28 protein-coding genes are annotated in these 23742 nt (G+C 62.2%); 20 read left to right on the top strand and 8 right to left on the bottom strand.

Features of this window, described 5'->3' with window-relative positions; all coding sequences use genetic code 11:
• Window position 1 precedes the first annotated feature (1 nt).
• The 5 genes from V3C40_RS16685 to V3C40_RS16665 all read left to right on the top strand — a co-directional run bounded on the left by V3C40_RS16685 (window position 2) and on the right by V3C40_RS16665 (window position 5439).
• The gene (locus V3C40_RS16685) at window positions 2-802 is read left to right on the top strand and encodes a substrate-binding periplasmic protein (protein ID WP_331778006.1); all 801 of its coding nucleotides are present in this window, start codon (window positions 2-4) and stop codon (window positions 800-802) included.
• A 35-nt stretch (window positions 803-837) separates the two neighbouring features.
• A complete protein-coding gene (locus tag V3C40_RS16680; RefSeq protein WP_034750114.1) occupies window positions 838-1350 on the top strand; it encodes a lipocalin family protein in 513 nt (170 codons plus the stop codon).
• Window positions 1351-1613: 263 nt separating this feature from the next.
• Complete coding sequence (locus tag V3C40_RS16675; RefSeq protein WP_331778005.1) at window positions 1614-3389, top strand: methyl-accepting chemotaxis protein; 1776 nt, start codon at window positions 1614-1616, stop codon at window positions 3387-3389.
• Window positions 3390-3460: 71 nt separating this feature from the next.
• Window positions 3461-4168 (top strand): tRNA-uridine aminocarboxypropyltransferase, encoded by a 708-nt coding sequence (locus V3C40_RS16670; protein WP_331778004.1) that lies wholly within the window; start codon window positions 3461-3463, stop codon window positions 4166-4168.
• A gap of 80 nt (window positions 4169-4248) precedes the next feature.
• The gene (locus V3C40_RS16665) at window positions 4249-5439 is read left to right on the top strand and encodes a PA0069 family radical SAM protein (protein WP_419177875.1); all 1191 of its coding nucleotides are present in this window, start codon (window positions 4249-4251) and stop codon (window positions 5437-5439) included.
• 82 nt (window positions 5440-5521) lie between these two features.
• Here V3C40_RS16665 and V3C40_RS16660 read toward each other — a convergent pair whose 3' ends face one another.
• Both V3C40_RS16660 and V3C40_RS16655 read right to left on the bottom strand, forming a co-directional pair.
• Window positions 5522-6145 (bottom strand): gamma-glutamylcyclotransferase, encoded by a 624-nt coding sequence (locus V3C40_RS16660; RefSeq protein WP_442907274.1) that lies wholly within the window; start codon window positions 6143-6145, stop codon window positions 5522-5524.
• A 28-nt stretch (window positions 6146-6173) separates the two neighbouring features.
• Window positions 6174-7142: a LysR family transcriptional regulator gene (locus V3C40_RS16655; protein WP_034750103.1), complete on the bottom strand. Its 969-nt coding sequence runs from the start codon at window positions 7140-7142 to the stop codon at window positions 6174-6176.
• 126 nt (window positions 7143-7268) lie between these two features.
• On the opposite strand from V3C40_RS16655, the gene V3C40_RS16650 reads away from it, so the two are divergent.
• From V3C40_RS16650 to maiA, 3 genes are read left to right on the top strand one after another with little or no spacing between them, the layout of a single operon-like run.
• On the top strand, window positions 7269-7802 hold the full coding sequence (locus V3C40_RS16650) for a VOC family protein (RefSeq protein ID WP_092710160.1): 534 nt from the start codon (window positions 7269-7271) through the stop codon (window positions 7800-7802).
• A 57-nt stretch (window positions 7803-7859) separates the two neighbouring features.
• Window positions 7860-8882, top strand: coding sequence for a fumarylacetoacetate hydrolase family protein (locus tag V3C40_RS16645; RefSeq protein WP_331778003.1), 1023 nt, complete (start codon window positions 7860-7862; stop codon window positions 8880-8882).
• 10 nt (window positions 8883-8892) lie between these two features.
• Window positions 8893-9543: a maleylacetoacetate isomerase gene (gene maiA, locus V3C40_RS16640; RefSeq protein WP_034750094.1), complete on the top strand. Its 651-nt coding sequence runs from the start codon at window positions 8893-8895 to the stop codon at window positions 9541-9543.
• 26 nt (window positions 9544-9569) lie between these two features.
• Here the strand turns inward: maiA and V3C40_RS16635 are convergent, their stop codons facing one another.
• Window positions 9570-11309, bottom strand: a complete 1740-nt coding sequence (locus V3C40_RS16635; protein ID WP_331778002.1) for a diguanylate cyclase — start codon at window positions 11307-11309, stop codon at window positions 9570-9572.
• A 263-nt stretch (window positions 11310-11572) separates the two neighbouring features.
• On the opposite strand from V3C40_RS16635, the gene V3C40_RS16630 reads away from it, so the two are divergent.
• From V3C40_RS16630 to V3C40_RS16575, 12 genes are all read left to right on the top strand, one after another.
• Window positions 11573-12352 carry a uracil-DNA glycosylase gene (locus tag V3C40_RS16630; RefSeq protein ID WP_034750091.1) on the top strand — a complete coding sequence of 260 codons (780 nt, stop codon included), beginning with the start codon at window positions 11573-11575 and terminating at the stop codon, window positions 12350-12352.
• Between the two features lie 37 nt (window positions 12353-12389).
• Entirely contained in the window at window positions 12390-12941 is a 552-nt protein-coding gene (locus V3C40_RS16625; RefSeq protein ID WP_034750088.1) for an NADAR family protein, read from the top strand.
• A gap of 189 nt (window positions 12942-13130) precedes the next feature.
• Window positions 13131-13607 (top strand): Fe-S cluster assembly transcriptional regulator IscR, encoded by a 477-nt coding sequence (iscR, locus tag V3C40_RS16620; RefSeq protein ID WP_034750086.1) that lies wholly within the window; start codon window positions 13131-13133, stop codon window positions 13605-13607.
• A gap of 40 nt (window positions 13608-13647) precedes the next feature.
• Window positions 13648-14904, top strand: coding sequence for an IscS subfamily cysteine desulfurase (locus V3C40_RS16615; protein ID WP_070302224.1), 1257 nt, complete (start codon window positions 13648-13650; stop codon window positions 14902-14904).
• Between the two features lie 55 nt (window positions 14905-14959).
• Complete coding sequence (gene iscU / locus V3C40_RS16610; RefSeq protein ID WP_034750082.1) at window positions 14960-15346, top strand: Fe-S cluster assembly scaffold IscU; 387 nt, start codon at window positions 14960-14962, stop codon at window positions 15344-15346.
• Between the two features lie 158 nt (window positions 15347-15504).
• Window positions 15505-15825: an iron-sulfur cluster assembly protein IscA gene (iscA, locus tag V3C40_RS16605; protein WP_034750079.1), complete on the top strand. Its 321-nt coding sequence runs from the start codon at window positions 15505-15507 to the stop codon at window positions 15823-15825.
• 66 nt (window positions 15826-15891) lie between these two features.
• On the top strand, window positions 15892-16407 hold the full coding sequence (hscB, locus tag V3C40_RS16600) for a Fe-S protein assembly co-chaperone HscB (protein ID WP_035820574.1): 516 nt from the start codon (window positions 15892-15894) through the stop codon (window positions 16405-16407).
• Window positions 16408-16515: 108 nt separating this feature from the next.
• On the top strand, window positions 16516-18402 hold the full coding sequence (hscA, locus tag V3C40_RS16595) for a Fe-S protein assembly chaperone HscA (RefSeq protein WP_319992893.1): 1887 nt from the start codon (window positions 16516-16518) through the stop codon (window positions 18400-18402).
• Window positions 18403-18463: 61 nt separating this feature from the next.
• Window positions 18464-18805: an ISC system 2Fe-2S type ferredoxin gene (gene fdx, locus V3C40_RS16590; RefSeq protein ID WP_034750070.1), complete on the top strand. Its 342-nt coding sequence runs from the start codon at window positions 18464-18466 to the stop codon at window positions 18803-18805.
• Between the two features lies 1 nt (window position 18806).
• A complete protein-coding gene (gene iscX / locus V3C40_RS16585) occupies window positions 18807-19001 on the top strand; it encodes a Fe-S cluster assembly protein IscX (protein ID WP_034750067.1) in 195 nt (64 codons plus the stop codon).
• Complete coding sequence (locus V3C40_RS16580) at window positions 18988-19905, top strand: class I SAM-dependent methyltransferase (RefSeq protein WP_072452701.1); 918 nt, start codon at window positions 18988-18990, stop codon at window positions 19903-19905. Before iscX ends, V3C40_RS16580 begins: the two co-directional genes overlap by 14 nt.
• Before the next feature lie 179 nt (window positions 19906-20084).
• On the top strand, window positions 20085-20843 hold the full coding sequence (locus tag V3C40_RS16575) for an rRNA pseudouridine synthase (RefSeq protein WP_331778001.1): 759 nt from the start codon (window positions 20085-20087) through the stop codon (window positions 20841-20843).
• On the opposite strand, the gene V3C40_RS16570 is transcribed toward V3C40_RS16575, so the two are convergent.
• The 5 genes from V3C40_RS16570 to V3C40_RS16550 form a co-directional block, all read right to left on the bottom strand.
• Complete coding sequence (locus tag V3C40_RS16570; protein ID WP_051991043.1) at window positions 20840-21268, bottom strand: group III truncated hemoglobin; 429 nt, start codon at window positions 21266-21268, stop codon at window positions 20840-20842. The genes V3C40_RS16575 and V3C40_RS16570 overlap by 4 nt on opposite strands.
• Window positions 21269-21332: 64 nt before the next feature.
• Entirely contained in the window at window positions 21333-21869 is a 537-nt protein-coding gene (locus V3C40_RS16565) for an RDD family protein (RefSeq protein WP_070302216.1), read from the bottom strand.
• Window positions 21859-22620 (bottom strand): DUF3106 domain-containing protein, encoded by a 762-nt coding sequence (locus V3C40_RS16560; RefSeq protein WP_219327406.1) that lies wholly within the window; start codon window positions 22618-22620, stop codon window positions 21859-21861. Before V3C40_RS16560 ends, V3C40_RS16565 begins: the two co-directional genes overlap by 11 nt.
• Window positions 22621-23025, bottom strand: a complete 405-nt coding sequence (locus tag V3C40_RS16555) for a DUF3619 family protein (protein ID WP_046683840.1) — start codon at window positions 23023-23025, stop codon at window positions 22621-22623.
• On the bottom strand, window positions 23022-23591 hold the full coding sequence (locus V3C40_RS16550) for an RNA polymerase sigma factor (RefSeq protein WP_034750048.1): 570 nt from the start codon (window positions 23589-23591) through the stop codon (window positions 23022-23024). Before V3C40_RS16550 ends, V3C40_RS16555 begins: the two co-directional genes overlap by 4 nt.
• Between the last annotated feature and the right edge of the window lie 151 nt (window positions 23592-23742).

The raw sequence follows: 23742 nt of genomic DNA, 5'->3' as shown, positions 1-23742 counted from the left end.
CATGTCCAGAATGCTCATCCTGCCTGCCGCGCTGTGCCTGTTCATCGCTGCCGGCGCGCGGGCCGAGGGGCCGACGCCGCTGGTGATCTATGGCGACGACGATTATCCGCCATACTCCTACGTCGACAACGGCCAGATGAAAGGCATCTATACGGAGATCGTGCGCGAAGCCGTGCAATCAATGCCGCAGTATGCGGTGCAGCTGCGTCCCGTGCCCTGGAAGCGGGGCGTGCTGATGCTGCAGACGGGCGAGGCGTTTGCCTTGTATCCGCCGTATTCATGGCGCAGCGAGCGGCCGTACGTGCGCTATTCCGTGCCGCTGCTGATGGAGCAGCTGGTGGTGCTGTGCAACCAGGACGTGCTGGCCAAACGCACGCTGCGGCAGTGGCCCGCCGATTACAGCGGCTTGCACATCGGCGTGAACGCGGGTTTCTTGCTGGGCGATGCAAAGCAGACTGCAGCCGTGCAAGCGGCCAACATCGTGTTCGATACGGCCAAGGGCACGCGCACGAATCTGCTCAAGCTGATGCGTGGACGTATCGATTGCTATGTCAGCGACCGCCTGTCGGCGCAGTGGGAATTGCAGCGCATCCGGCGCGAGGAACCGCCGGGCACGCCGATGCAGGCGATTCAGGAAACGGCGCAGCTGGCCAGCCAGCAGGGACACCTGGGTTTTACGGAGCGCCGGCCTGCCGCCTACCCGTATCGCGATGACTTTATCGAACAATTCAATGCCGCCATCGTGCGCATGCAAAACAATGGCGCGATCCGCCGCATCGTCGATCGCGCGCTGCAACCCTGACCTTGCCACCCTGATTTCACCCGATGGAGAAAAACATGAAAAAACTGCTGTTCCTGTGTGTGCTTGTGCTGGCCGGCTGCGTGGGCCGGCCCGAGAATATTGTGCCAGTTAGCAACTTCGACACGACCCGCTATCTGGGAAAGTGGTATGAGATCGCGCGCCTCGACCACTCGTTCGAACGGGGCTTGAGCCATGTGACGGCCGACTACAGCCTGCGCCAGGATGGCGGCCTGAAAGTACTGAACCGCGGCTACAAGGATGCGGACGCTGTCTGGAAGGACGCGGAAGGCAAGGCGTATTTCGTCGACAAGAAAGACGTGGGCTACCTGAAAGTGTCGTTTTTCGGCCCCTTTTATGGTTCCTACATCGTCTTCGACCTCGACCAGCAAAATTACAGCTATTCCATGATCAGCGGCCCCGACAAATCCTACTTCTGGTTGCTGTCGCGCACGCCAACCATGGACCCTGCCTTGCAGCAGCGCCTGATCGAGAAAGCCGGTGGCCTGGGTTTCGATACGTCAAAATTGATCTACGTGAAGCAAAACTGACACTGCTTGCCTGCCGCCCGTTCGTGGCGGCATACCACCTTCTGGTTGTTGCTTTTCTGCATGTTATTTCTTGCAATGCCACTCTGATTCACTCACAATCTGCTCCAAAGTAGTGCGCTGCGGCGCGCTGCCATTCCGGTGGCGTGGATAACGTTGCGCCACCTCTCGTGATTGCCGCACGGCAGATGCCTGCTATATTGATACGTAGCAGTAAATCGGTTTCGTGGCGTCTGTGCATCGTTTTTTCAGATTGGAATCACGCAATGAAGAACCTCAAAATCGGCGTACGTCTTGGTGGCGGTTTTGCCGCCGTCCTCCTTCTGTTGACGACCTTGACCGTGGTGGGCATCGTGCAGATGCAAAGCGCCAGCAAGGAGACCGATGCGCTCGTCAACGTCAAGGTGCGCAACGAGCGCCTGATCGGTGAATGGACCAAGGTCATCGAGGTGAACGCGGCGCGCACGGCGGCCGCCTGGAAAGTCAGTGATCCTGAACACCAGAAACAGTTTGAAAAGGAAATGGCGGTCTCGTCCGCACGCGCCACGGAAATCCAGAACGATATCGGCAAGAGCCAGCTGAACGCTGAAGAGCAAGCGCTGTACCAGGAAGTGCTGAGCACGCGTAAGGCCTACACGGAAGTGCGCAAGAATGTGTTCAAGGCCAAGAATGCGGGCGATCTTGAACTGGGCAAGCACCTGTACGAAGGCGACATGGGTGTCAAGCGCGACATCTACCTGGCGTCGCTGAAGAAGCTGGAACTGCTGGAAGCCAAGTTGCTCGATGAATCAGCCGCGCAAATCCGTTCGCGCTATGAAAGCGGCCGTCTGCTGCTGATTTCGCTGGGCGTGGTCGCCATCTTGCTCGGCATCGCCTGCGCGTACTGGATTACACGCTCGATCACGCGCCCCATCACGCGTGCCGTCGAGGTGGCGGAAGCCGTGTCCGCTGGTGACCTGACCAGTCATATCGTCGTGGAAAGCCGCGATGAAACGGGGCAATTGATGCACGCGCTGAAAAACATGAACGACAAGCTGGTGAGCATCGTCGGCCAGGTGCGCGCCGGCACCGAATCGATCAGCACGGCGTCGAGCGAAATTGCCGCCGGCAACCTGGACTTGTCGTCGCGCACGGAAGAGCAGGCCAGTTCGCTGGAAGAAACGGCGTCTTCCATGGAAGAGCTGACCTCCACCGTGAAACTCAACGCCGACAATGCGCGCAGCGCCAACCAGCTGGCCATCGACGCCTCGCAGATCGCCAGCAAGGGCGGGGTGGTGGTATCGGAAGTGGTCAGCACCATGGGCTCGATCAACGATTCCTCGCGCAAGATCGTCGATATCATCAGCGTCATCGACGCCATCGCCTTCCAGACGAATATCCTGGCCTTGAACGCGGCCGTGGAGGCGGCCCGGGCCGGCGAGCAGGGCCGTGGTTTTGCCGTCGTCGCTTCCGAGGTGCGCAACCTGGCGCAACGCTCGAGCGCGGCGGCCAAGGAAATCAAGGGCTTGATCGACGATTCCGTGCAAAAGGTCGAAGCAGGTTCGCAACTGGTGGACAAGGCGGGCCGCACCATGGACGAGATCGTGCAAAGCATCAGCCATGTGACGCAGATCATGAACCAGATCACCGACGCCAGCGATGAACAGCGCACCGGCATCGAACAAGTCAACCAGGCCATCGGCCAGATGGACCAGGTGACGCAGCAAAACGCGGCCCTCGTGGAAGAAGCGGCTGCGGCGGCCGAATCCATGCAGGAACAGGCGGCCAAGCTGGCCGACGTGGTGGGCCTGTTCAAGCTCGATGCAACGCAGCACTATGTGTCGGCCAGTGCCAGCCCGTCCGTGACGGCATCCGCACCAGCTGCCATGCGACCTGCGACGCGACCTGTCACCAGGCCCACCATCCAGCCCGCAAGGCACCGCGCGCCGGCGCCAGCCGTGGCGGCACCCGCGCCGGGCAAGGCGGCGCAAGCGGACGCCGTGCATGCACGCGCGCCGAAGGCACCGGTGGCATCCGGCGCCGACGAGTGGGAAGAGTTTTAAGCGCAAACTCCCTTTGGCATGGCGTGGGCGCTACAATCGCGGCTTGAAGACAGCCGCGAACGCGCTCCGCCATGACCACCCGCCGTACCTCCAGCCATCCGTCCAGTAATACCTCGAGCCATGCCTCCAGCTCTACCGCTGCATCGTCCTCCCTGGCGGAACCCGCCAAACGGGCGCGCTGCCCGGCTTGCCTGCGCGCCGTGTCCAGCTGCATCTGCCGCTGGATCGCCCCCGTTTCCCATGCGGTGGAAGTGCTGATCCTGCAGCATCCGCTGGAAGTCCACAATGCCAAGGGCAGCGCCCGCTTGCTGCACCTGAGCCTGCCCAACAGCCGCATGCTGACAGGCGAGCAGTTTGCCCCCGATGTTCTCGCCGGGCTGCTGGCCGGCAAGCACAATGTGCTGCTGTACCCGGATACGCCAGGCGACCGTTCGCTGGGCATCGCGCCGCCGCCAGTGCTCGACCCCGCCATCTTGCTTGATCCCAGCCAATTGCGGCTGGTGGTGCTGGACGCCACCTGGCGCAAGAGCCGCAAGATGCTATATATGAATCCCCCGTTGCAACAGCTGCCGCGCCTGCCACTGCGCGATACGCCCGCTTCCCATTACCTGATCCGCAAGGCGCATGCGCCAGACCAGTTATCGAGCCTGGAAGCGACGTGCTATGCCTTGATGCAGTTGGAGCAGGACGCGGCCCGCTTCGTTCCCCTGATCACGGCATTTGACGGTTTTGTCTCGCAGCAGTTGAGTTATGTCATGCCGCAGGGTGAAAAAGCTTGAAATAGCACCATGGCAGCCCTTGATATTGGCCGGACAGCGGCATAGTATACTGTACGTATATACAGTTGATGGGGCCGTTCATGAAAGCAATCATTCCAGAGCACGATGACAGCTTCGCCGGGCAAGCCATGCTGCCGCCGCAATCGCTGAAAGCTCACAAGGGCCGTGGGGCCGTCTCGAACCTGCAAGGGCGCTACGAGGTGCATGCGCGCGCCGGTTTCGACGATGGCTGGAGCGTGGGCGGCCTGGATGAGGCGGCCGGGGAAGAGGGGGCGCCGGGCTGGAAGACGCAGGTCAGCGATGAGCAGGCGCGCACCATCCTCACGCGCAACGCTTCGCCCGATTTGCCGTTCAATGTCTCGCTGAACCCGTACCGCGGTTGCGAACACGGCTGCATTTATTGCTTTGCCCGTCCCACGCACAGCTATCTGGGCCTGTCGCCGGGCCTGGACTTCGAAAGCCGCATCTACGCCAAAGTGAACGCTCCTGAACTCTTGCGGCGCGAACTGGCCAGGCCGTCGTATGTGCCTGAACCGATCGCCCTCGGCGTCAATACCGATGCGTATCAGCCGTGCGAACGCGAACGGCAGCTGACGCGGCGCGTGCTGGAAGTGCTGCAGGAGTGCGACCATCCCGTGGCGCTGATCACGAAATCGTCGCTGATCGAGCGCGATATCGACATTCTGGCACCCATGGCGGCCAGGCATCTGGCGGCCGTGGCCGTGACTGTCACCACGCTCGATCCCGCCATCGCGCGCACCCTGGAACCGCGCGCGGCTGCTCCGGCGCGGCGGCTGCGCACCATCCGCACGCTGACGGAGGCCGGTATTCCCGTGGGCGTGAGCATCGCGCCCATCATCCCGTTCGTGACGGAGCCGGAAATCGAACAGCTGCTCGAAGCCGTGCGCGACGCGGGCGCCATCCACGCCCATTACGTGGTGCTGCGTCTGCCGTGGGAAGTGAGCCCGCTGTTTCAGCAATGGCTGGAAGCACACTTCCCGGAACGGGCCCAGCGCGTGATGAACCGGGTGCGCGAAATGCGGGGCGGCAAGGATTACGACAGCGCGTTCGGCGCGCGCATGCGGGGCGAAGGCGTGTGGGCCGACCTCATCCGCCAGCGCTTTGAAAAGGCCGTGCACCGGCTGGGGCTGCATGGCAAGGGCGGCCGCTTCAAGCAGCTCGATTGCACGCAGTTCCGGCGCCCGTTGGTGGTGCCGCCGTTGGGCGCGAAAGTGAAAAATGGCAATGCGGGACAACTGGATTTGTTTTAAGAAGTTAAGCCAAGTTAAGTCGTCGTTACCGCGGCTGGGGCGGAGGTGCTGCGGCGCTATCGTGTAGCCCTAACGTGTAGCACTATCCTGCAGCGTTATCCTGTGCAGGTGCCTGTATCTGCGCCAGATGTTGCTCGATGGCAAAGACATGCGGATCGCTCTTGCCCAGCTCGCGCAAGGCGCTGGCCAGATGCAGCAGGTATTCGCTGTTCGGGCCGCTGGGACCGTTTGATCGGGCGATCTGGCGAGCGATATCCAGTTCCGGGGCGGCGCCCAGGAAGGCGGCGTTTTCCTCGTTGGCGATGTACACGAGGCCTTCGACCTTGCCGCCGTCCTCGAAGGTGATGTCGGTGGCCAGGCGCAGGTAGCCGTTCTTTTCGCGGTGGTCGAGGTGGGCGAAGACTTCGGGCGTGATCAGATAAGCCATGCCGTCGCACATGGCGCCCGCCTGCGGCACGATGGTGGCGACCCGGCCCGGCGCCATCGGCGTGCCGCGGTGGTCATGCGAACCTTGCCAGAAGCGCCGCGTCCAGCCGGCGATGCTGGCGGGGCGGCGTTCGATGTAGGGGAAGTCGGCCTTGTAGATCAGCGACCCATAGCCGAACAGCCAGACCTGTGCATGGCCGTCGAATTTGTTCATGCGCTGGTTGATGGCGATGGTGGCGGCGTCGATGGCGGACAGGTCATTCTGGGCAGGCTGGGTCATGGCGTAGGCGGCAAAGGGCGATGCGCCATTATAAAGCGGCGCCAGCCGGGCCGCCTGCGGGCAGGGCGTCGCGTGCCGCGCCGCTGCCAGCTCCCACATTCCACTCGTGCGTCTCGACAAAGCGGAACAGGAAGGCCATGAAGCTTTCGGCGGCCGGCGACAGCGAACGGCCCGTCTTCGTGTAGACGAAAAAGCGCCGCGTCAGTTCCGGCTCGTGCAGGGCGCGCATGTGCAATTGATATAGTTTCACCATCGGTTCCGCGTACGGCAGGCAGACCGTGATGCCCAGGTTGGCGCTGACCATGGCCAATGCCGTCGTCATGAAGGTCACTTCGTTATAGGGATTGAGCGACAGCTCGCGAAACGCGCCGTGCATGTCGCGCAGCAGGCGTTCCGTGAACTGGCCCTGCAGTGAGATGAACGGGTAGTCGCCCACGTCGGCCCAGGTGACTCTTTCCTTTTGCTGCAGCGGGTGCTGTTCGGGGAAGACCAGCACGAAGGGCATCTCGAACAGCGCCTGCGCGGCGATTTCCGCCGTCGGATCGCGTTCGGGGCCGATACCGAAATCGACTTCGCCGCTGAATACGCGTGCCGAGACATTCTCCACGGGGCAGTCGACGAGGCGCAGCTGCACGTCCGGGTGCGCCTGGCGGTAGGCGGCGATTACTTCCGGCAGCAAGGTGCACGCCATCATTTGCGGCGCGGCGATGCGCACCATGCCCGTTTTCAGGGCCTTGCGCTGGGCGATGCCGGCCATGGCGCCGTCGAGGTCCTCGATCATCTTTTCAAACAGCGGATACAGTTCGCGGCCGATTTCCGACAGCTGCGTCTTGCGCGTGCTGCGCTCGACCACCCGCACGCCCAGCACGCTTTCCAGTTCCTTGATCAAGCCGCTCAAGGCCGATTGCGTCACGTGCAGGTATTCGGCGGCCAGGGTAAAACTGCCGGTCTTGGCCAGCGCCACGAAGGCGCGCATTTGGCGCAGGCTGGGACTCATAAGATAATCCGATAAATCAATGGTTAAAAATTGTTTGTATGATAGCTGTAACTCGATTCTAATGGTGAAAAGCTGAAAAACAGGCCAGCCCACGCGCCCACGGCGCCATCCATTGGAGACAAGCACATGAAGATCAAGCAAATCCACCACGTCGCCTACCGCTGCATCGACGCGAAGAAAACCGTCGAGTGGTACGTCAAGCATTTGAACATGAATTTCGTCCTCGCCATCGCCGAAGACCTGGTGCCGTCGACCAAGGCGCCGGACCCGTACATGCATGTCTTCCTCGATGCGGGCCAGGGCAATGTGCTGGCCTTTTTTGAACTGCCGACGCAGCCGCCGATGGACCGCGACCGCAATACCCCGGCCTGGGTGCAGCACCTGGCGCTGGAAGTGGGCAGCATGGAGGAGCTGCTGGCCGCCAAGGAACGCCTGGTCGCCGGCGGCATCGAGGTGCTCGGTCCCGTCAATCACGCGATCTTCCAGTCGATCTATTTCTTCGACCCGAACGGCCACCGCCTGGAGCTGGCGGCCAACGTGGGCACACCGGAGATGATGGCCAAACTGGACGCCGTCAAATGGGAAATGCTGGAAGAATGGTCGCAGACGCGCCGCGCGCCCAAGCACGCCGCCTGGATGCACGCGCCAGCCGACGCCTGAGCGCACCGGACCGACACTCTCTGACTAATTACACCGAAACACCGAACAAGGAACATCATGAAATTCGCAACCCTGAAAAACGGCAGCCGCGACGGCGCCCTGATCCTCGTCAGCCGCGACCTGCGCCAGTACCAGCGCGTGGCCGCCATTGCGCCCACCTTGCAGGCCGCGCTCGATAACTGGGACGCCGTCGCACCGAAACTGGAGCAGGCCTACGCCGACCTGAACGCGGGCCAGGCGCCGGACGCCCAGCCGTTTGATGCGGCGCTGTGCCACTCGCCGTTGCCGCGCGCCTACCAGTGGGCCGACGGTTCCGCCTACATCAACCACGTGGAACTGGTGCGCAAGGCGCGCCACGCGGAAGTGCCGGCCTCGTTCTACACGGACCCGCTGATGTACCAGGGCGGCTCCGACAGCTTTATCGGCCCGCGCGACCCGATCTTCGCCCTGTCCGAAGAGTGGGGCATCGACCTAGAAGCGGAAGTGGCGGTGATTACGGGCGACGTCGCCATGGGCGCCAGCGTGGACGACGCGGCGAAAGCGATCCGCCTCGTCATGCTGGTCAACGACGTCTCCTTGCGCAATCTGATCCCGGGCGAATTGGCCAAGGGTTTCGGTTTCTTCCAGTCGAAGGCGGCCAGCGCGTTTTCGCCCGTCGCCGTCACGCCGGACGAACTGGGTGCCGACTGGGCGGACAGCAAGCTGCATTTGCCGTTGCTGGTGGACTTGAACGACAAACCGTTCGGCAAGCCGAATGCGGGCGAAGACATGACCTTCAATTTTGCCCAGCTGGTCGCCCATGCGGCGAAGACGCGCGAACTGGGCGCCGGCAGCATCGTCGGTTCCGGTACCGTGTCGAACAAGCAGGGCAACCTGTTTGGATCGAGCATCGAGAACGGCGGCGTCGGCTACTGCTGCCTGGCCGAGGTGCGCATGTATGAAACCATCGAGCACGGCGCGCCGAAAACGGCGTATCTGAAGTTCGGCGACACGGTGCGCATCGAGATGCGCGACGCGGCCGGTGCCAGCATCTTCGGCAGCATCGAGCAGACCGTGGCCCTGTACGCCGGCCGCGCCTGAGGGGAGGCCCATGAAGCTGTACACCTATTTCCGCAGTTCGGCCGCCTACCGGGTGCGCATTGCCTTGAATCTCAAAGGCATCGCCTACGACAGCATCCCCGTGCATTTGCTGCAGGATGGCGGCCAGCAGCTGCTGCCAGCCTACCGCGCCGTCAACCCGTCGGCCCTGGTGCCGGCGCTCGACGACGACGGCGCCATCCTGACGCAGTCGCTGGCGATGCTCGAGTATCTCGACGAGACTCGCCCAGCCGTGCCGCTGCTGCCGGCAGACGCGCTGGGACGCGCCAGGGTGCGCGCGCTGGCGCTGGCGATCGCCTGCGATGCCCATCCGCTGACGAATCTGCGCGTGCTGAAATACCTGAAAAACACCCTGGGGCTGTCGGACGAGGCCAAGCAGGAGTGGTACCGCCACTGGATGGCCGAGGGGCTGGCGGCCGTGGAGGCGCTGCTGGCGCAGGGCGACCCTGCCGGCACGGGCCTGTTCTGCCATGGCGACAGTCCGACGATGGCCGACTGCTGCCTGGTGCCGCAGGTATTCAATGCGCAGCGCTTCGCCATCGACCTGGCGCCATACCCGCGCGTGGCGCGCATCCATGCGCATTGCGCCGGCCTGCCCGCGTTTGCGGCCGCCCATCCGTCGCAGCAGCCTGACGCAGAATAGGGCATCAGGTCAATAAGGGAGCAGGTTCAGCTCCACTCAACCCTGTCCCGTCCGCCACGCTTGGCGCGGTACAGGGCCTGGTCGGCGCGGATCAGCAGATCGGTCAAGTGGTCCGCTTCCCGTCTGGCTGGTGCGGTCGGTTGCGGCATATTGGATGTCACGCCGATGCTGATGGTCAGGCTGACCAGTTGGCCATCATCGCATTCCACGCGCAAGCCGGCTGCCGCCAGGCGCAGGCGCTCTGCCGCTTCCAGCGCCACCGGCAGCGGCGTCTCCGGCATCAGCAGCACGAATTCCTCGCCCCCGAAGCGCACCGCCGTATCCATGCCCCGCGTGACGCTGCGCAGCACTTGCGCGATGGCAGCGATGGCGCGGTCGCCCGCGTCGTGGCCATGGCCATCATTGATGCGTTTGAAGTGGTCGATATCGATCATCAGCAGCGACAGCGTGTGGCCGAAGCGCTGGGCGCGCTCAAGCTCCTCCGTCAGCCGCAGGGTCATCATGCGGCGGTTCCCCAGGCCCGTCAGCGGGTCGGTCGTGGCTTGCTGCTCCAGCCGGGAGTTGGCCACCAGCAGTTCCAGGGTACGCTGCAAGACCCGTTCCTCGAGCATGTCGCGCTCCGCATGCAGGGCCGCCACGCTGGCGCGGCGGCTGCGCTGTGCCAGCAGCAGGGCCGTGATCAGCGCCGCTTGCAGCGCGATCAGCGACAGTCCGGCGATGATCTGCCAGTGATATTGCGCCCATACGCCCTGTGGCCGGTTCAGGATGCGCGCCTCGCCGGGCAGGTTGCGCAAGCCGAAGCGCTGTACCGCGGCATCGTCAAAGATATACGCCTGCATGCCATCCGGGTCGGGCGTTCTGCCCAGCAGGATGCGCGCAATGGTGCGTCCCACTTTCTCTCCGCTGATGACATAGCCGCCCACCACGCCGGGCAGTATCAGCGACTCCACGCTGGTGAAAATGGGCACGGCGCTGCGCGAGGCCAGGTCGCGCGCCATGACGGGCGGCGTCGTGTGCTGTCCCAGTTCGTCGCGGTAGACGGGCAGCAGGTAGATGGCGCTGCCCTCGCCCAGCGTGCCGGTGCGGCGCCACAACTCTTCCTGGCTCAGGTGATCCCAGAACTCGACCTTGAGCCTGTCCTGGTAGGGCGCGATGGCGGCGCGGATGGCGGCGATCCACGCCTGGCCGCGTGCGCTGCCGTCGCCGACGACGGCGATATGGCGCAGCCTTGGCGTCACTTGCAGCATGACGCCGATGGCCTTGCCAAAATCGTGGCGCACATCGAGATTGATGCCGTCGGCAGGTACCCAGTCCTGCCGTCCCTGATTCACATAGTAGCGGGGCACGCCGGGAAACAGCGTTGGATGCTGGCTCAGGAACTGGGCCGCCAGGTAGTTTTCCGTGATGATGGCGTCGAACCGCACCATCCTGTACTTGGTTTGCAGATAGGTTTCCAGCCCGGCTATGGCAGGTTGCTCGCCCACGCGCACGGAATCGAGCCGCTCCTCATAGATGCCGGGCGCGAGGCGCCAGTTCTCGTTGGCCAGTTCGGCGCTCATGCCCTTGTGGATCAGCGTTTGCCACTGCGAGGAGGCGTCGCTGCCCAGCGAATATAGTACCAGCACTTGCCTTGGCGCAAAACGCGGTGCGCTGACCTCCGCCAGGTCTTGCGCATGGACGGCGGCGTTGCAGCATAGCCATAGCAGAAAGCTCAGGCAGGGCAAGCGTATCGCGGCGCGCAATCGTGTGAGGTAGGGACAGGGCATGGACAGGGCAGTGTGTTGAGAACTTGCCCAGGCGCAATGAGCGTTAGTGGATGGAAGAATCCGGTAAGCACTATTTCTTGATGTGGCTCAAGTTCCAAGGAAACCAGTCTAGCATTGCCGGCCTCGATTGGCGCAGATGGAGTGCAATTTTTGATACTGTTGTTGCTATATTGGTATTGCTGTGAGATGTGGGGGGTGCGCATTCAACAATGCAGGCGTACCGGTGCGCTACAATTTGCGTTTGCCCAAATATTTCACGCGCCATGACTGCAACAACCGTTCCTGCCAGCATCACCGATGCCCTGTCCCTGGCGCATGCTTCCTGGCGTCCCATCCTGCTGCGCGGCTTGGACGCCGTGATGGCGGCCGATCCCGCCTACCTGCCGGCGCTGGCTGCCGACGATTACCTGCCCACGCAAGGCCGGCTGTTCGCCGCCTTTGCCCTGCCGCTGGCGCAGGTGCGCTACGTGCTGGTGGGCGAGGGGCCGTATCCGCGCGCCGACAGTGCCACGGGCGTGTGCTTCATGGATGGCGCCGTCGGCAGTCTGTGGTCGGCCACGGGGCTGTCGAAGCCCGTCAACCGCGCCACGTCCCTGCGCAACTTCATGAAGATGCTGCTGGTGGCCGATGGCCAGCTGCAGGGCGGCGACACGTCCGGCGTAGCCATGGCGCCCGTGGCGGCTGCCGCGCAATTGCCGGGCAGCGGCGTGATCCAGACCTTGCCCGACCTGCAGCGCAAGATGACGGAGCAGGGCTTTTTGCTGCTCAACGCGGCGCTGGTGTTCCGTTCCCACGTGCCGCCCGTGCAGGATGCGCGCGGCTGGCTGCCTTTCCTGCAGGTGGTGCTCGAAGCGCTGGCGCGGCAGGGCGGGGCGGCCTTGCCGCAACTGGTGTTGTGGGGCAAGATTGCCGAGCTCATCAAACGCCTGCCGGTGGCGGCATCGTTGCCGCAGGTGACGGCGGAACATCCGTATAATCTGTCGTTTATCGGCAATCGTGACATGCAGGCCTTGTTTGGCCCGATGCAACTATTGCGTGCTTGAGATTGAATTGACGCCATCTGGCGGAAGTGCGGGGAATATGCAAATCAGTAACGTGGAAGAATTGAAGGCGTGGATTGCGGCGGGCGGCGTGCCCGACTATCTGTATTTCTGGGGCCACACGCCGGCGCAGCCGCAGGTGCCCGACAAAAGCTGCTTCAGCCAGTGGTTCCCGTCGCCCTTCAGTCTGGCCGGCGTCACGTATGCGACGGCCGAGCACTACATGATGGCGCAAAAGGCAGCGCTGTTTGGCGACACGGCCGTGCAGGCGCGCATCGTGGCGGCCGCACGGCCGTCGGAAGTGAAGAAGCTGGGACGCGAAGTGGCGAACTTTGACGCCAAGGTGTGGGAAGCGGCGCGCGCCGGTATCGTCTTCGATGGCAACTTTGCCAAGTTCTCGCAAAAGGCCGCGCTGCGCAAGTTCTTGCTGGGCACGGGAGAGCGCGTCATCGTCGAGGCCAGTCCCGTCGACCGCATCTGGGGCGTAGGCCTGGCTTCGGACAATCCGCGCATCGACGATCCCGCCAGCTGGGACGGCTTGAACTTGCTCGGTTTCGAGTTGATGAAAGTGCGCAGCGCTTTACGTGCTTGAGCGGTACTGTTGTTTTCCTGATGCCGCCGCGCCCGGCGCGGCCGGCCATGCCCCTGCCAGCCCTGTGGTCATCGAGGGGCGCTCTGACAAACCCCGCCGAATTTGTTATACTTGACTAAATCATTCAACTACTCAGGGTTTGAGAAGTTGAAAAGCCGCAATATTTTAAACTAGTTGAACCGAGGATGTATGCGTCTGACTACAAAAGGCCGTTTTGCCGTGACTGCGATGATCGATCTTGCCCTGCGCCAGGGTAAAGGTCCGGTCACCTTGTCCGGTATCAGCCAGCGCCAGTCGATTTCCCTGTCCTACCTGGAACAGCTGTTCGGCAAGCTGCGCCGCCATGAGATCGTCGAATCGATCCGCGGTCCCGGCGGGGGCTACAGCCTGGCCCGTCGTGCGGACAAGGTGACGGTGGCCGACATCATCATCGCCGTCGATGAACCGCTGGACGCCACGCAGTGCGGCGGCAAGGAACATTGCCACGGCGCCGACGCGGCTACGGGTGCGCGCTGCATGACACATGAATTGTGGTCCACGCTCAACGAAAAAATGGTCGATTATCTGGATTCTGTGTCCTTGCAGGACCTGGTCGACCAGCAGAGACAAAAGATTGCCGAACAAAGCGTGATGGTGATGCATCGTAACCACGCCGCCATCGGTTGAATATTACAAAATACTAAGTTGCTGATTGCAGGAGTTATTGATGAACGCCCCAGAAAAAAACGTAGGCCAAGTGCACTTTGAAACCGCACCGCATTTCCCGATCTACATGGATTACTCGGCCACCACGCCGATCGATCCCCGCGTCGCCGACCAGATGATTCCCTACCTGCGCGAGCAGTTCGGCAATCCGGCATCGCGCAGCCACATGTATGGCTGGACGGCGGAAAAAGCCGTGGAAGAGGCACGCGGCCACGTGGCGGCCCTGGTGAACGCCGATCCGCGCGAAATCATCTGGACTTCCGGCGCGACGGAAAGCAACAACCTGGCCATCAAGGGCGCGGCACAGTTCTACAAGACCAAGGGCAAGCACATCATCACCGTCAAGACCGAGCACAAGTCGGTACTCGACACCGTGCGCGAACTGGAACGCATCGGCTTTGAAGCGACGTATCTGGAACCACAGGACAACGGCCTGATCACCGTCGAGCAGCTGGCCGCGGCCGTGCGCCCGGACACCATCCTCGTGTCGGTCATGCTGGTGAACAACGAAATCGGCGTGATCCAGCCGATCGACGAGATCGGCGTGTTCTGCCGCTCGAAAGGCATCATCTTCCATTGCGACGCCGCGCAAGCGACGGGCAAGGTCGTCATCGACCTGCAAAAGACCAAGGTCGACCTGATGACCTTCACAGCGCACAAAACCTACGGCCCGAAAGGCGTGGGCGCCCTGTACGTGTGCCGCAAGCCGCGCGTGCGCCTGGAAGCGCAGATGCACGGTGGCGGCCATGAGCGCGGCCTGCGTTCGGGCACCCTGCCGACGCACCAGATCGTCGGCATGGGCGAAGCGTTCCGCATCGCCAAGGAAGAAATGGACAGCGAAATCGGCCGCATCAAGGCCTTGCGCGACCGTCTGGCCAAGGGCCTGCAAGAGATCGAAGAAGTCTACATCAACGGCGACATGGATCACCGCGTGCCGCACAACCTGAACGTGAGCTTCAACTACGTCGAAGGCGAGTCGCTGATCATGGCGATCAAGGATATTGCCGTGTCGTCCGGTTCGGCCTGCACCTCGGCCAGCCTGGAACCATCGTACGTGCTGCGCGCCCTGGGCCGCAGCGACGAACTGGCGCACAGCTCGATCCGCTTCACCATCGGCCGTTTCTCGACCGAGGAAGACATCGACTTCGCCGTGAACCTGCTGAAATCGAAAGTACACAAGCTGCGCGAACTGTCGCCGCTGTGGGACATGTTCAAGGACGGAATCGACATCAATTCGATTCAATGGGCAGCCCACTAACCAACACCGTGGCCCCTGTTGACGGGGCCGGCAAGAATATTAAAGGAGCATCAAAATGGCTTACTCGGACAAAGTACTCGATCACTACGAAAACCCGCGCAACGTGGGCGCTTTCGACAAGGGTGATGAAACCATCGGCACCGGCATGGTAGGCGCGCCTGCTTGCGGCGACGTGATGAAACTGCAGATCAAGGTCGGCGCCGATGGCCTGATCGAAGATGCGAAATTCAAGACCTACGGCTGCGGTTCGGCCATCGCGTCGAGCTCGCTGGTAACGGAATGGGTCAAGGGCAAGACCCTGGACCAGGCACTGGCCATCAAGAACACGCAGATCGCCGAAGAACTGGCCCTGCCGCCAGTGAAGATCCACTGCTCCATCCTGGCGGAAGATGCCATCAAGGCGGCCGTACTGGACTACCAGACCCGTCATCCGGCAGCGTAAGAGCACCTGAGAAAACGCCCATGGCTGCGTTGCATTGCCTTGTCGTACTAGTCGTACTGCCTGCGGCAATGCGCCTTGCCCTGAACGTTTTTCAGGCACTCTAGAATTTGTTGGATTTTGATACCTGTTCCCATGAGGGAACAGGAGCGGAGAAATACATGATCACACTGACCGAAAAAGCGGCGAAACACATCAACCGTTATATCGAACGGCGCGGCAAGGGCATGGGTTTGCGCTTCGGCGTGCGGACCACGGGCTGCTCGGGCCTGGCTTACAAGCTCGAATATGTCGATGAAGCGGCGGCCGAAGACAGCGTCTTCGAATCGCACGGCGTGAAAGTCTTCGTCGATCCGAAAAGCTTGCCTTACATCGACGGCACGGAACTCGATTTCGCGCGCGAAGGCTTGAACGAAGGTTTCAAGTTCCACAATCCGAACGAAAAAGACGCCTGCGGCTGCGGCGAGTCCTTCAGGATTTAAACAGCTGGCAAGACCCCGGTCGGTGCGCTGTACCCATCGATTGAGGTACAGCGACCACTGACCATTATGCAAAACCACTTCGAATTATTCCAGTTGCCGGCGCAGTTCTCGCTCGACATGAGCGCGCTCGACGCAGCCTACCGCGACGTGCAGGGCAAGGTCCACCCGGACCGCTTCATCAACGCCAGCAGCGCTGAAAAGCGCGTGGCGATGCAATGGGCCACGCGCGCCAATGAAGCCTACCAAACCCTGAAAAGCCCGCAAAAACGCGCGCAATACCTGTGCGAACTCAATGGTGTCGATTTGCAGACGGAATCGAACACGGCCATGCCCGTCAGTTTCCTGATGCAGCAGATGGAATGGCGCGAAGAACTGGGCGATGCGCGCGCCGGCAAGGATGCCGACGCGCTCGACGCCCTGGACCGCCAGTTGCGCGGCGAACGCAAGGCTTTGCTGGCCCAGGTGGCGGCCCAGCTCGACGCGGCCGACTATGTGAATGCCGCGCAAAGCGTGCGCGCCCTGATGTTCCTCGATAAATTCGGCGAGGAAGTCCGTTTTGCCTATGAGGCGATTGAAGTCTGATCTCCGGATAGCTTGACCGGCGTGCCAAGCGCCAGTCTGGCGCGCGTCTTATAATGCGCGACAGGCATCAACCGCATCACGCAAAAAATTAATCGAGGCACGAATACAATGGCACTTCTGCAAATTTCCGAACCAGGCATGTCGACCGCGCCGCACCAGCACCGCCTGGCTGTCGGCATCGATCTGGGCACCACCAATTCCCTGGTCGCCACCGTCCGCAACAGCATTCCCGAGGTGCTCAACGACGAGGAAGGGCACTCCCTGCTGCCGTCCGTCGTGCGCTACCTGCCGAATGGCCACGCGAACATCGGCTACAAGGCCCTGTCCGCGCAAACGACCGACCCGAAGAACACCATCGTGTCCGTGAAACGCTTCATGGGCCGCGGCCTGGCCGATATCGCCTACGCGGAAAACCTGCCCTACGACTTCCAGGATACGCCTGGCATGGTGCAGCTGAAAACCGTGGCCGGCGTGAAAAGCCCCGTCGAAGTGTCGGCGCAAATCCTCGCCACCTTGCGCCAGCGCGCGGAAGATTCGCTGGGCGACGACCTGGTCGGCGCCGTGATCACCGTGCCCGCCTATTTTGACGACGCGCAGCGCCAGGCAACGAAAGATGCGGCGCAGCTGGCCGGTATCAACGTGCTGCGCCTGTTGAGCGAGCCGACGGCCGCCGCCATCGCGTATGGCCTCGACAACGCCTCCGAAGGCGTGTACGCCGTGTATGACCTCGGCGGCGGCACCTTCGACATCTCGATCCTGAAACTGAGCAAGGGCGTGTTTGAAGTGCTGTCCACGGGCGGCGATTCGGCCCTCGGCGGCGACGATTTCGACCGCCGCCTGTTCTGCTGGATCAGCGAGCAGGCCAAGCTGGCGCCGCTGTCGGACGAAGACACGGCCATCCTGATGGTGAAGGCGCGCGAGATCAAGGAACTGCTGTCGACCAAGCCGGAAACGACGATCGACGCCAAGCTGAACTCGGGCGAAGAGATCCACCTACGCGTTACGGCTGCCGACTTTGCCGCCATGACGCAGCACCTGGTCGCCAAGACCATGAACGCCATCAAGAAAGCCTTGCGCGATGCGAACGTGGACGCGGACGACGTCGACGGCGTGGTGATGGTGGGCGGCGCTACGCGCATGCCGCACGTGCAGCGTGCCGTCAGCGAATTCTTCCACACGACGCCGCACGCGAACATCGACCCCGATAAAGTGGTGGCGCTGGGCGCGGCCATTCAGGCGAACTTGCTGGCCGGTAACCGCGCCGCCGGCGACGACTGGCTGCTGCTGGACGTGATTCCGCTCTCCCTGGGTATCGAAACCATGGGCGGCCTGGTGGAAAAAATCATCCCCCGCAATTCGACGATCCCATGCGCGCGTGCGCAGGAATTCACGACATTCAAGGACGGCCAGACGGCCCTGGCCGTGCACGTGCTGCAGGGCGAGCGCGAACTGGTCAGTGATTGCCGCTCGCTGGCGCGTTTTGAATTGCGTGGCATTCCGCCGATGGTGGCGGGCGCCGCGCGCATCCGCATCACGTATCAGGTCGATGCGGACGGCTTGCTGTCCGTCTCGGCGCGCGAGCTGCGCTCGGGCGTGGAAGCATCGATCAGCGTCAAGCCGGCCTACGGCCTGGGCGACGACGACATCGCCCGCATGCTGCAGGACTCATACACGTCGGCCGACGTCGACATGGTGGCGCGCGCGCTGCGCGAAGAGCAGGTGGAAGCGGAACGCATCCTGCTGGCCACGCAGTCGGCGCTCGATGAAGACGGCGGCTTGCTCGATGACGCCGAGCGCGTCACCGTCGACGGCTTGATGAACAAGGTGCGCGATGCCATCGTGCAATCGCAAAGCGGCGCCATCGACCATCAGGCCTTGAAGCTGGCGATCGAGCTGCTCGCCGACGGCACCGAGGATTTTGCCTCGCGCCGCATGGACCGCAGCGTGCGCACGGCCTTGACGGGCAAATCGCTGGACCAGGTCGTACAAGACTAATTGAACAGCGCGCCGCCGAAGCGGCGGCCGCGCTCCGAATGACAGACTGAAAGAAGAAACCATGCCACAAATCGTTATCCTGCCGCACGCCAAGCTTTGCCCGGACGGCGCCGTCATCGAAGCACCTGCCGGCAAGTCCATCTGCGACATCCTGCTGGAAAACGACATCGACATCGAGCACGCCTGCGAAAAATCGTGCGCCTGTACCACCTGCCACGTGCTGGTGCGTGAAGGCATCGAATCCTTGAACGAAGCGACGGAACTGGAAGAAGACATGCTGGACAAGGCCTGGGGCCTGGAAGCCGTGTCGCGCCTGTCTTGCCAGTCCATCGTGGCCGAGGCCGATCTCGTCGTTGAAATCCCGAAATACACGATCAACCAGGTCAGCGAAGGCAGCCACTAAGATGAAATGGTCCGACATCACCGCGATCGCCGAAGCGCTGTTCGATACGCATCCGGACATCGATCCCCTGACCGTGCGTTTCACCGACCTGCATAACTGGGTGGTGGAACTGGACGGTTTCGACGATGACCACACGCGCGGCGGCGAAAAAGTGCTCGAAGCGATACAGATGGCGTGGATCGATGAAGCGCGCTAAGGGCGCGGCAGCCGCCGCCACCGCAGTCGCTGCGCCGAAAGACGTCATCACGGCCGCCAGCAATATGCCCGAGATCAAGGATGGCCAGTCGGTCGCCTTGCTGCAGGAACTGCACATCCTGACGCGCGACGGCAAGATGAATCAGGACAGCCGCCGCAAGCTCAAGCAGGTGTACCACCTGACGCAGTTCATCGAGCCGCTGCTGCGCGAAGTGCAGCTCGACCATCCCGGCGTCTCGCTGGTGGACCACGGCGCTGGCAAGTCCTACCTGGGCTTCATCCTGTACGACCTGTTCTTCAAGAACGGCAACGACGGTTCGCACATCTACGGCATCGAGACGCGCGAAGAGCTGGTGCAGCGCTCGCAGGAGCTGGCCAAGAAATTCAAGTTCCCCGGGATGTCGTTCCTGCCGCTGTCCGTGGCCGAATCGACGGAATCGAATTTGCTGCCCCAGCAGATCGACATCGTCACGGCCTTGCACGCGTGCAACACGGCCACCGATGACGCGATCCACTTCGCCCTGAAGAAAAAGGCGAAATTCATGGTGCTGGTGCCATGCTGCCAGGCGGAAGTGGCTTCCGTGCTGAAGAAGAACAAGGGCAAGAGCCTGGGCAAGAGTGTCTTGACGGAACTGTGGCGCCACCCGCTGCACACGCGCGAGTTCGGCAGCCAGATCACCAACGTGCTGCGCTGTCTGCAGCTGGAAGCGCACGGCTACCAGGTCAGCGTGACGGAACTGGTGGGCTGGGAGCATTCGATGAAGAATGAACTGATCATCGCCAGCTACAAGAACCTGCCGCGCCAGCGCCCGACGGAACGCCTGCAGGAAGTGCTGCAGACTCTGGGCCTGGAAGAGATGGGCCACCGTTTCTTTGCCGAGGAATTGGCCAAGGCGACGGCCTGATTGTTGGATTACGCGGCAAGCCGCTAATCCAACCTACAAAATCTGTCACGGCCACGTAGGTCGGATTAGCGCAGCGTAATCCGACAATCACCGGACAATCAGCAACAACGGCAACAAGAGGGGAGGAGCCGGTCGGTTACAATACCGGCTTTCTCCTCCCTTGCTTTTTGCGCCTCCCCATGACCACACCAATCGAAATGCCCACCGTCCGCCTGGCCAAGCGTCTGTCTGAAGACGTGCCCTGTTCGCGCCGCGAGGCTGAGCTGTATATCGAGGGCGGCTGGGTAACGGTCGATGGCGTGCTGGTGGAAGAATCGGGCGCGCGCGTGGCCGACAATCAAACGGTGGTGCTGCTGCCGAACGCGACCCTGGATGAAATGCCGCCCGTGACGATCCTGCTGCACAAGCCGGCCGGCATCAATGGCGGCGTGGGCAGCGAAGGCAAGCCGGCCCTGAGCTGTTTGCGTCCCGAAGAGATTTTCACGCCGGACAATGTGGCGCCCAGCTCCGTCACGCGCTTCCTCAAGCGCCACCTGATCGGTCTGACCGTCACCAATCCGCTCGAGACCATGGCCTCCGGTTTGCTGGTGTTCACGCAGGATTTCCGCGTGGCCCGCAAGCTGGTCGACGAAGCGAAAACGGTGGAGCAGGAATTCATCGTGGAAGTGTCGGGCGCCATCGCCGAGAATGGCCTGGCGCTGCTCAATCACGGCTTGCCCTTCAATGGCAAGCCTTTGCCGCCGATCAAGGTCAGCTGGCAGAATGAAACGCGCTTGCGCTTTGCCCTGAAAAACGTGCAGCCAGGCCAGATCGCCCACATGTGCAAGATGGTGGGACTGGACGTGGTCGCCATGAAACGCTTGCGCATTGGCCGTATTTCGATGGGCGCCATGCCGTCAGGCCAGTGGCGCTATCTGCAAGGCTACGAACGCTTCTAAAGCTGCGGCGCCACGATGGAATGGCTTTCCGCAAAGCTTTTCCATAGCCGTTCGGCGATATTCAGCGCAATGGTATCGGCCTTCTCCTGCAGGGCCGGGTTGCCCATGCTTTCCGTCGTGGCAAAGAACAGGGTCAGCCAGCGGCGGAACATGCAGGGCGTGAGGTTTTCCATTTGCGCGTGCTGGGCCAGCGGCTTACCGTGGTAGCGCATGGTGCCGCGCAGCAAGCCTGACCAGAAATCGATCAATGTTGCCAGATGAGCATCCCAATCCTTGACCTCGGCGGCAAAGATGGGGCCCAGCATGGCGTCGTCGCGCGCGGCCGCATAAAAAGTGTGGACGAGATGCTTGACTTCGTCTTCGCTGCAGACTTCCTCGCGGTAGGGAGCGAAGCGTGTGTGGGGGAGGGGGGCGGTATTCTTCATGGCATGCCATGATCGCAGAGCCCCCGTGGCGCTTCAATGACCCAGGTCAAGCCGCATAACAAACTCAGGCGGCGACTTTCTTTGACTTCTTCGCAGGGGCCGGCAATTGCACGATCTGCGTGCCCGCCAGCTTGTCGTGCAGGAATTGACCATTGCCCGTGAACAGGGCCGTGCTGGACCAGGCCAGGATGCCCACGCCGATGGCGCCCAGGGCAGTCCAGTGCTGCAGGTCGAAGGCATACGCCGCCACGAGCGCGGGCAGCAGCCACATCCATGACAGGACGTAGCGGTAGGCGGCCACGCGCAGCGGCACGTGGGCGTGGCCCGGCAGCACGACTTTCAGGCGCCACGTCTTCATGGCCAGGGTTTGCCCTTCGCGGCTCCACTGATGGATGAAATACGCGCCCATGACGAGGAAGGCCAGGCATTGGCGCATGTGTTCCGTCAACGGCGTATGCGCGCCTTGCACGGCCAGCTCAAACAGCAGAAACGGCAAAAACAGCACGGCCAGGGCCAGCAGCGACTCGTACACCATGGAAATCAGGCGGCGCTTGATCGTGGGATGGGAGGTGATGCTGGCGGCAGGCGTGCTATTTGACATTGGTCGGCAGTGGGGCAGGCGTAACAGGTGGTATGACGGGCACGGCGGCGGGTGGCGTGGTGGCGGCAGGATCGCCTGCCGGCACGGCCGTCGCTGCGGGAGCGGGCGGCTGGACAGGTGGGGCGGCAGGCGCTGCCGGCGTGGCAGGCGCCTTAAGTACGGGCGGCTTGGTCGTCGTCGAGTTGATAGCAGGCACCTTGCCCAGCGGTTTTTTCGGCACGAGCTCCGTCGCCAGCTTTTTCTTTTGATCTTCCGGCAATTGCTGGTATTGCTCCCATTGCGCGGTTTTTTGGCCCGGATCAATCTTCTTCGTGCGGGTATAGTTCTCGCGCACGAGGCGGCGCTGTTCCGGCGTCAGCTTGACCCATTCGCGCATGCGGTCATGTACGCGGATTTGCTCGTCGGCCGTCATCGAGGCAAAACGGCTGGCGATATCGAGCCATTTCTGCTTGCGCAGCGGTTCCAGCTTGTTCCACTCGCCCGCCAGCGGCTGCAGGGCTTCCTGTTGCGCGCGCGACAGCTTGTTCCATAATGGATTCTCGCCAGCCTTCGGCGTGCCGCCCTTGCCGCCCGTGCGGGGTGAGCCGGGCTTGACGGCCGGTGCGGGCGCCACGACGGGCGCGGCTGCTGCAGGAGGGGCGGCGGGAGCGGCATGTTGCTGCGCGCCTACCCAGGCGGCGCCCGCCAAGGCGCAAGCACCCAGGCCGATGCCGCCAGCCAGCCAGCCTTTGCGTACGCTCGTGCGTGCCATTTATTGCTCGCGTTTCGTCAGGTAGGCGTTGAAGCCATGGTCCATGTAGGCGGAGAGCGGCAATTCGTCCGACAGGACGGCGGCGTCGATTTCTGCCAGTTCGGCAATATGTTGTTCCTGCTCAAACTGATAGATGCCCACCAGGCCGCCAACGAGCAGCAGCAGGGGGATGACAACGCTCATGCGGCCCAGCCACGACAGCGGTTCGACGAACAGGCTGCTGGCGATGCCGGCGAAGACATCCTTGCGCACGGCGACTGCAGCGGGCGCGTCCGCCTTCTTGCGCGACAGGGCCAGCTTGCGTGCCGCTGCCAGGCGATCGGTGGCCGATGCGGGCAGGTCGTCGAGTTTTTCGTTCAGTGCATGGCGCACTTTGTAAGCGAAATTGAGATCGTCGGTGTTCATAATTTAATTCCCTTGGCTTTCAGCGATTCGGCGAGCGTGTGGGTAGCTCTAGAGCAATGTGTTTTCACGCTACCTTCGGAGCAACCCATCGCTTCCGCTGTTTCAGCCACATCCATGTCCTGCCAGTAACGCATGAGGAAGGCTTCGCGTTGACGTGAGGGCAGTTTTTGTACCTCTGCATCAATCAAATCAAGCATTTGCGCGCGTTCGACCTGGTCGGCTGACGATTCGGCGGCACTCGAGCCCTGTTCCGATTCATAAGTATCAAGTATATCAAAATCTTCATGCTCGTCGCCCGAGGGCTTCATGCCGGAAAACAGGCTGACCCAGGTGTTGCGAACTTTTTCTCGGCGGAAATAATCAAGGATGGTGTTCTGCAAGATGCGCTGGAACAGCATCGGCAGCTCGGCGGCTGGCTTGTCGCCGTACTTCTCGGCCAGCTTGATCATGGCGTCCTGCACGATGTCGAGTGCCGATTCTTCCTTGCGGACCGCGTAGGCGGCCTGCTTGAAAGCGCGCCGCTCGACATTTTCTAGAAAGTCGGATAATTCTTTGTCTGTTGCCATGCGGTATTGGGGATCTTAGCGGCTGCGGGGTGCGGTGGGCGAAATGGGGGCGGGTATGCTTTTTGCAACCCCGTGCATGCTAGCAAAAAATGTGCGTTTCCGCAGGGTTTTTGCACGGCGTGCGGGCGAATTGGCCTTTCGGCTGACATTT

Source organism: Janthinobacterium sp. LS2A, assembly GCF_036543145.1.
Classification (GTDB): Bacteria; Pseudomonadota; Gammaproteobacteria; order Burkholderiales; family Burkholderiaceae_D; genus Janthinobacterium; species Janthinobacterium aestuarii.
The sequence above is the reverse complement of the archived record's forward strand: the minus strand, read 5'-3'. Positions and strand labels throughout refer to the sequence as shown.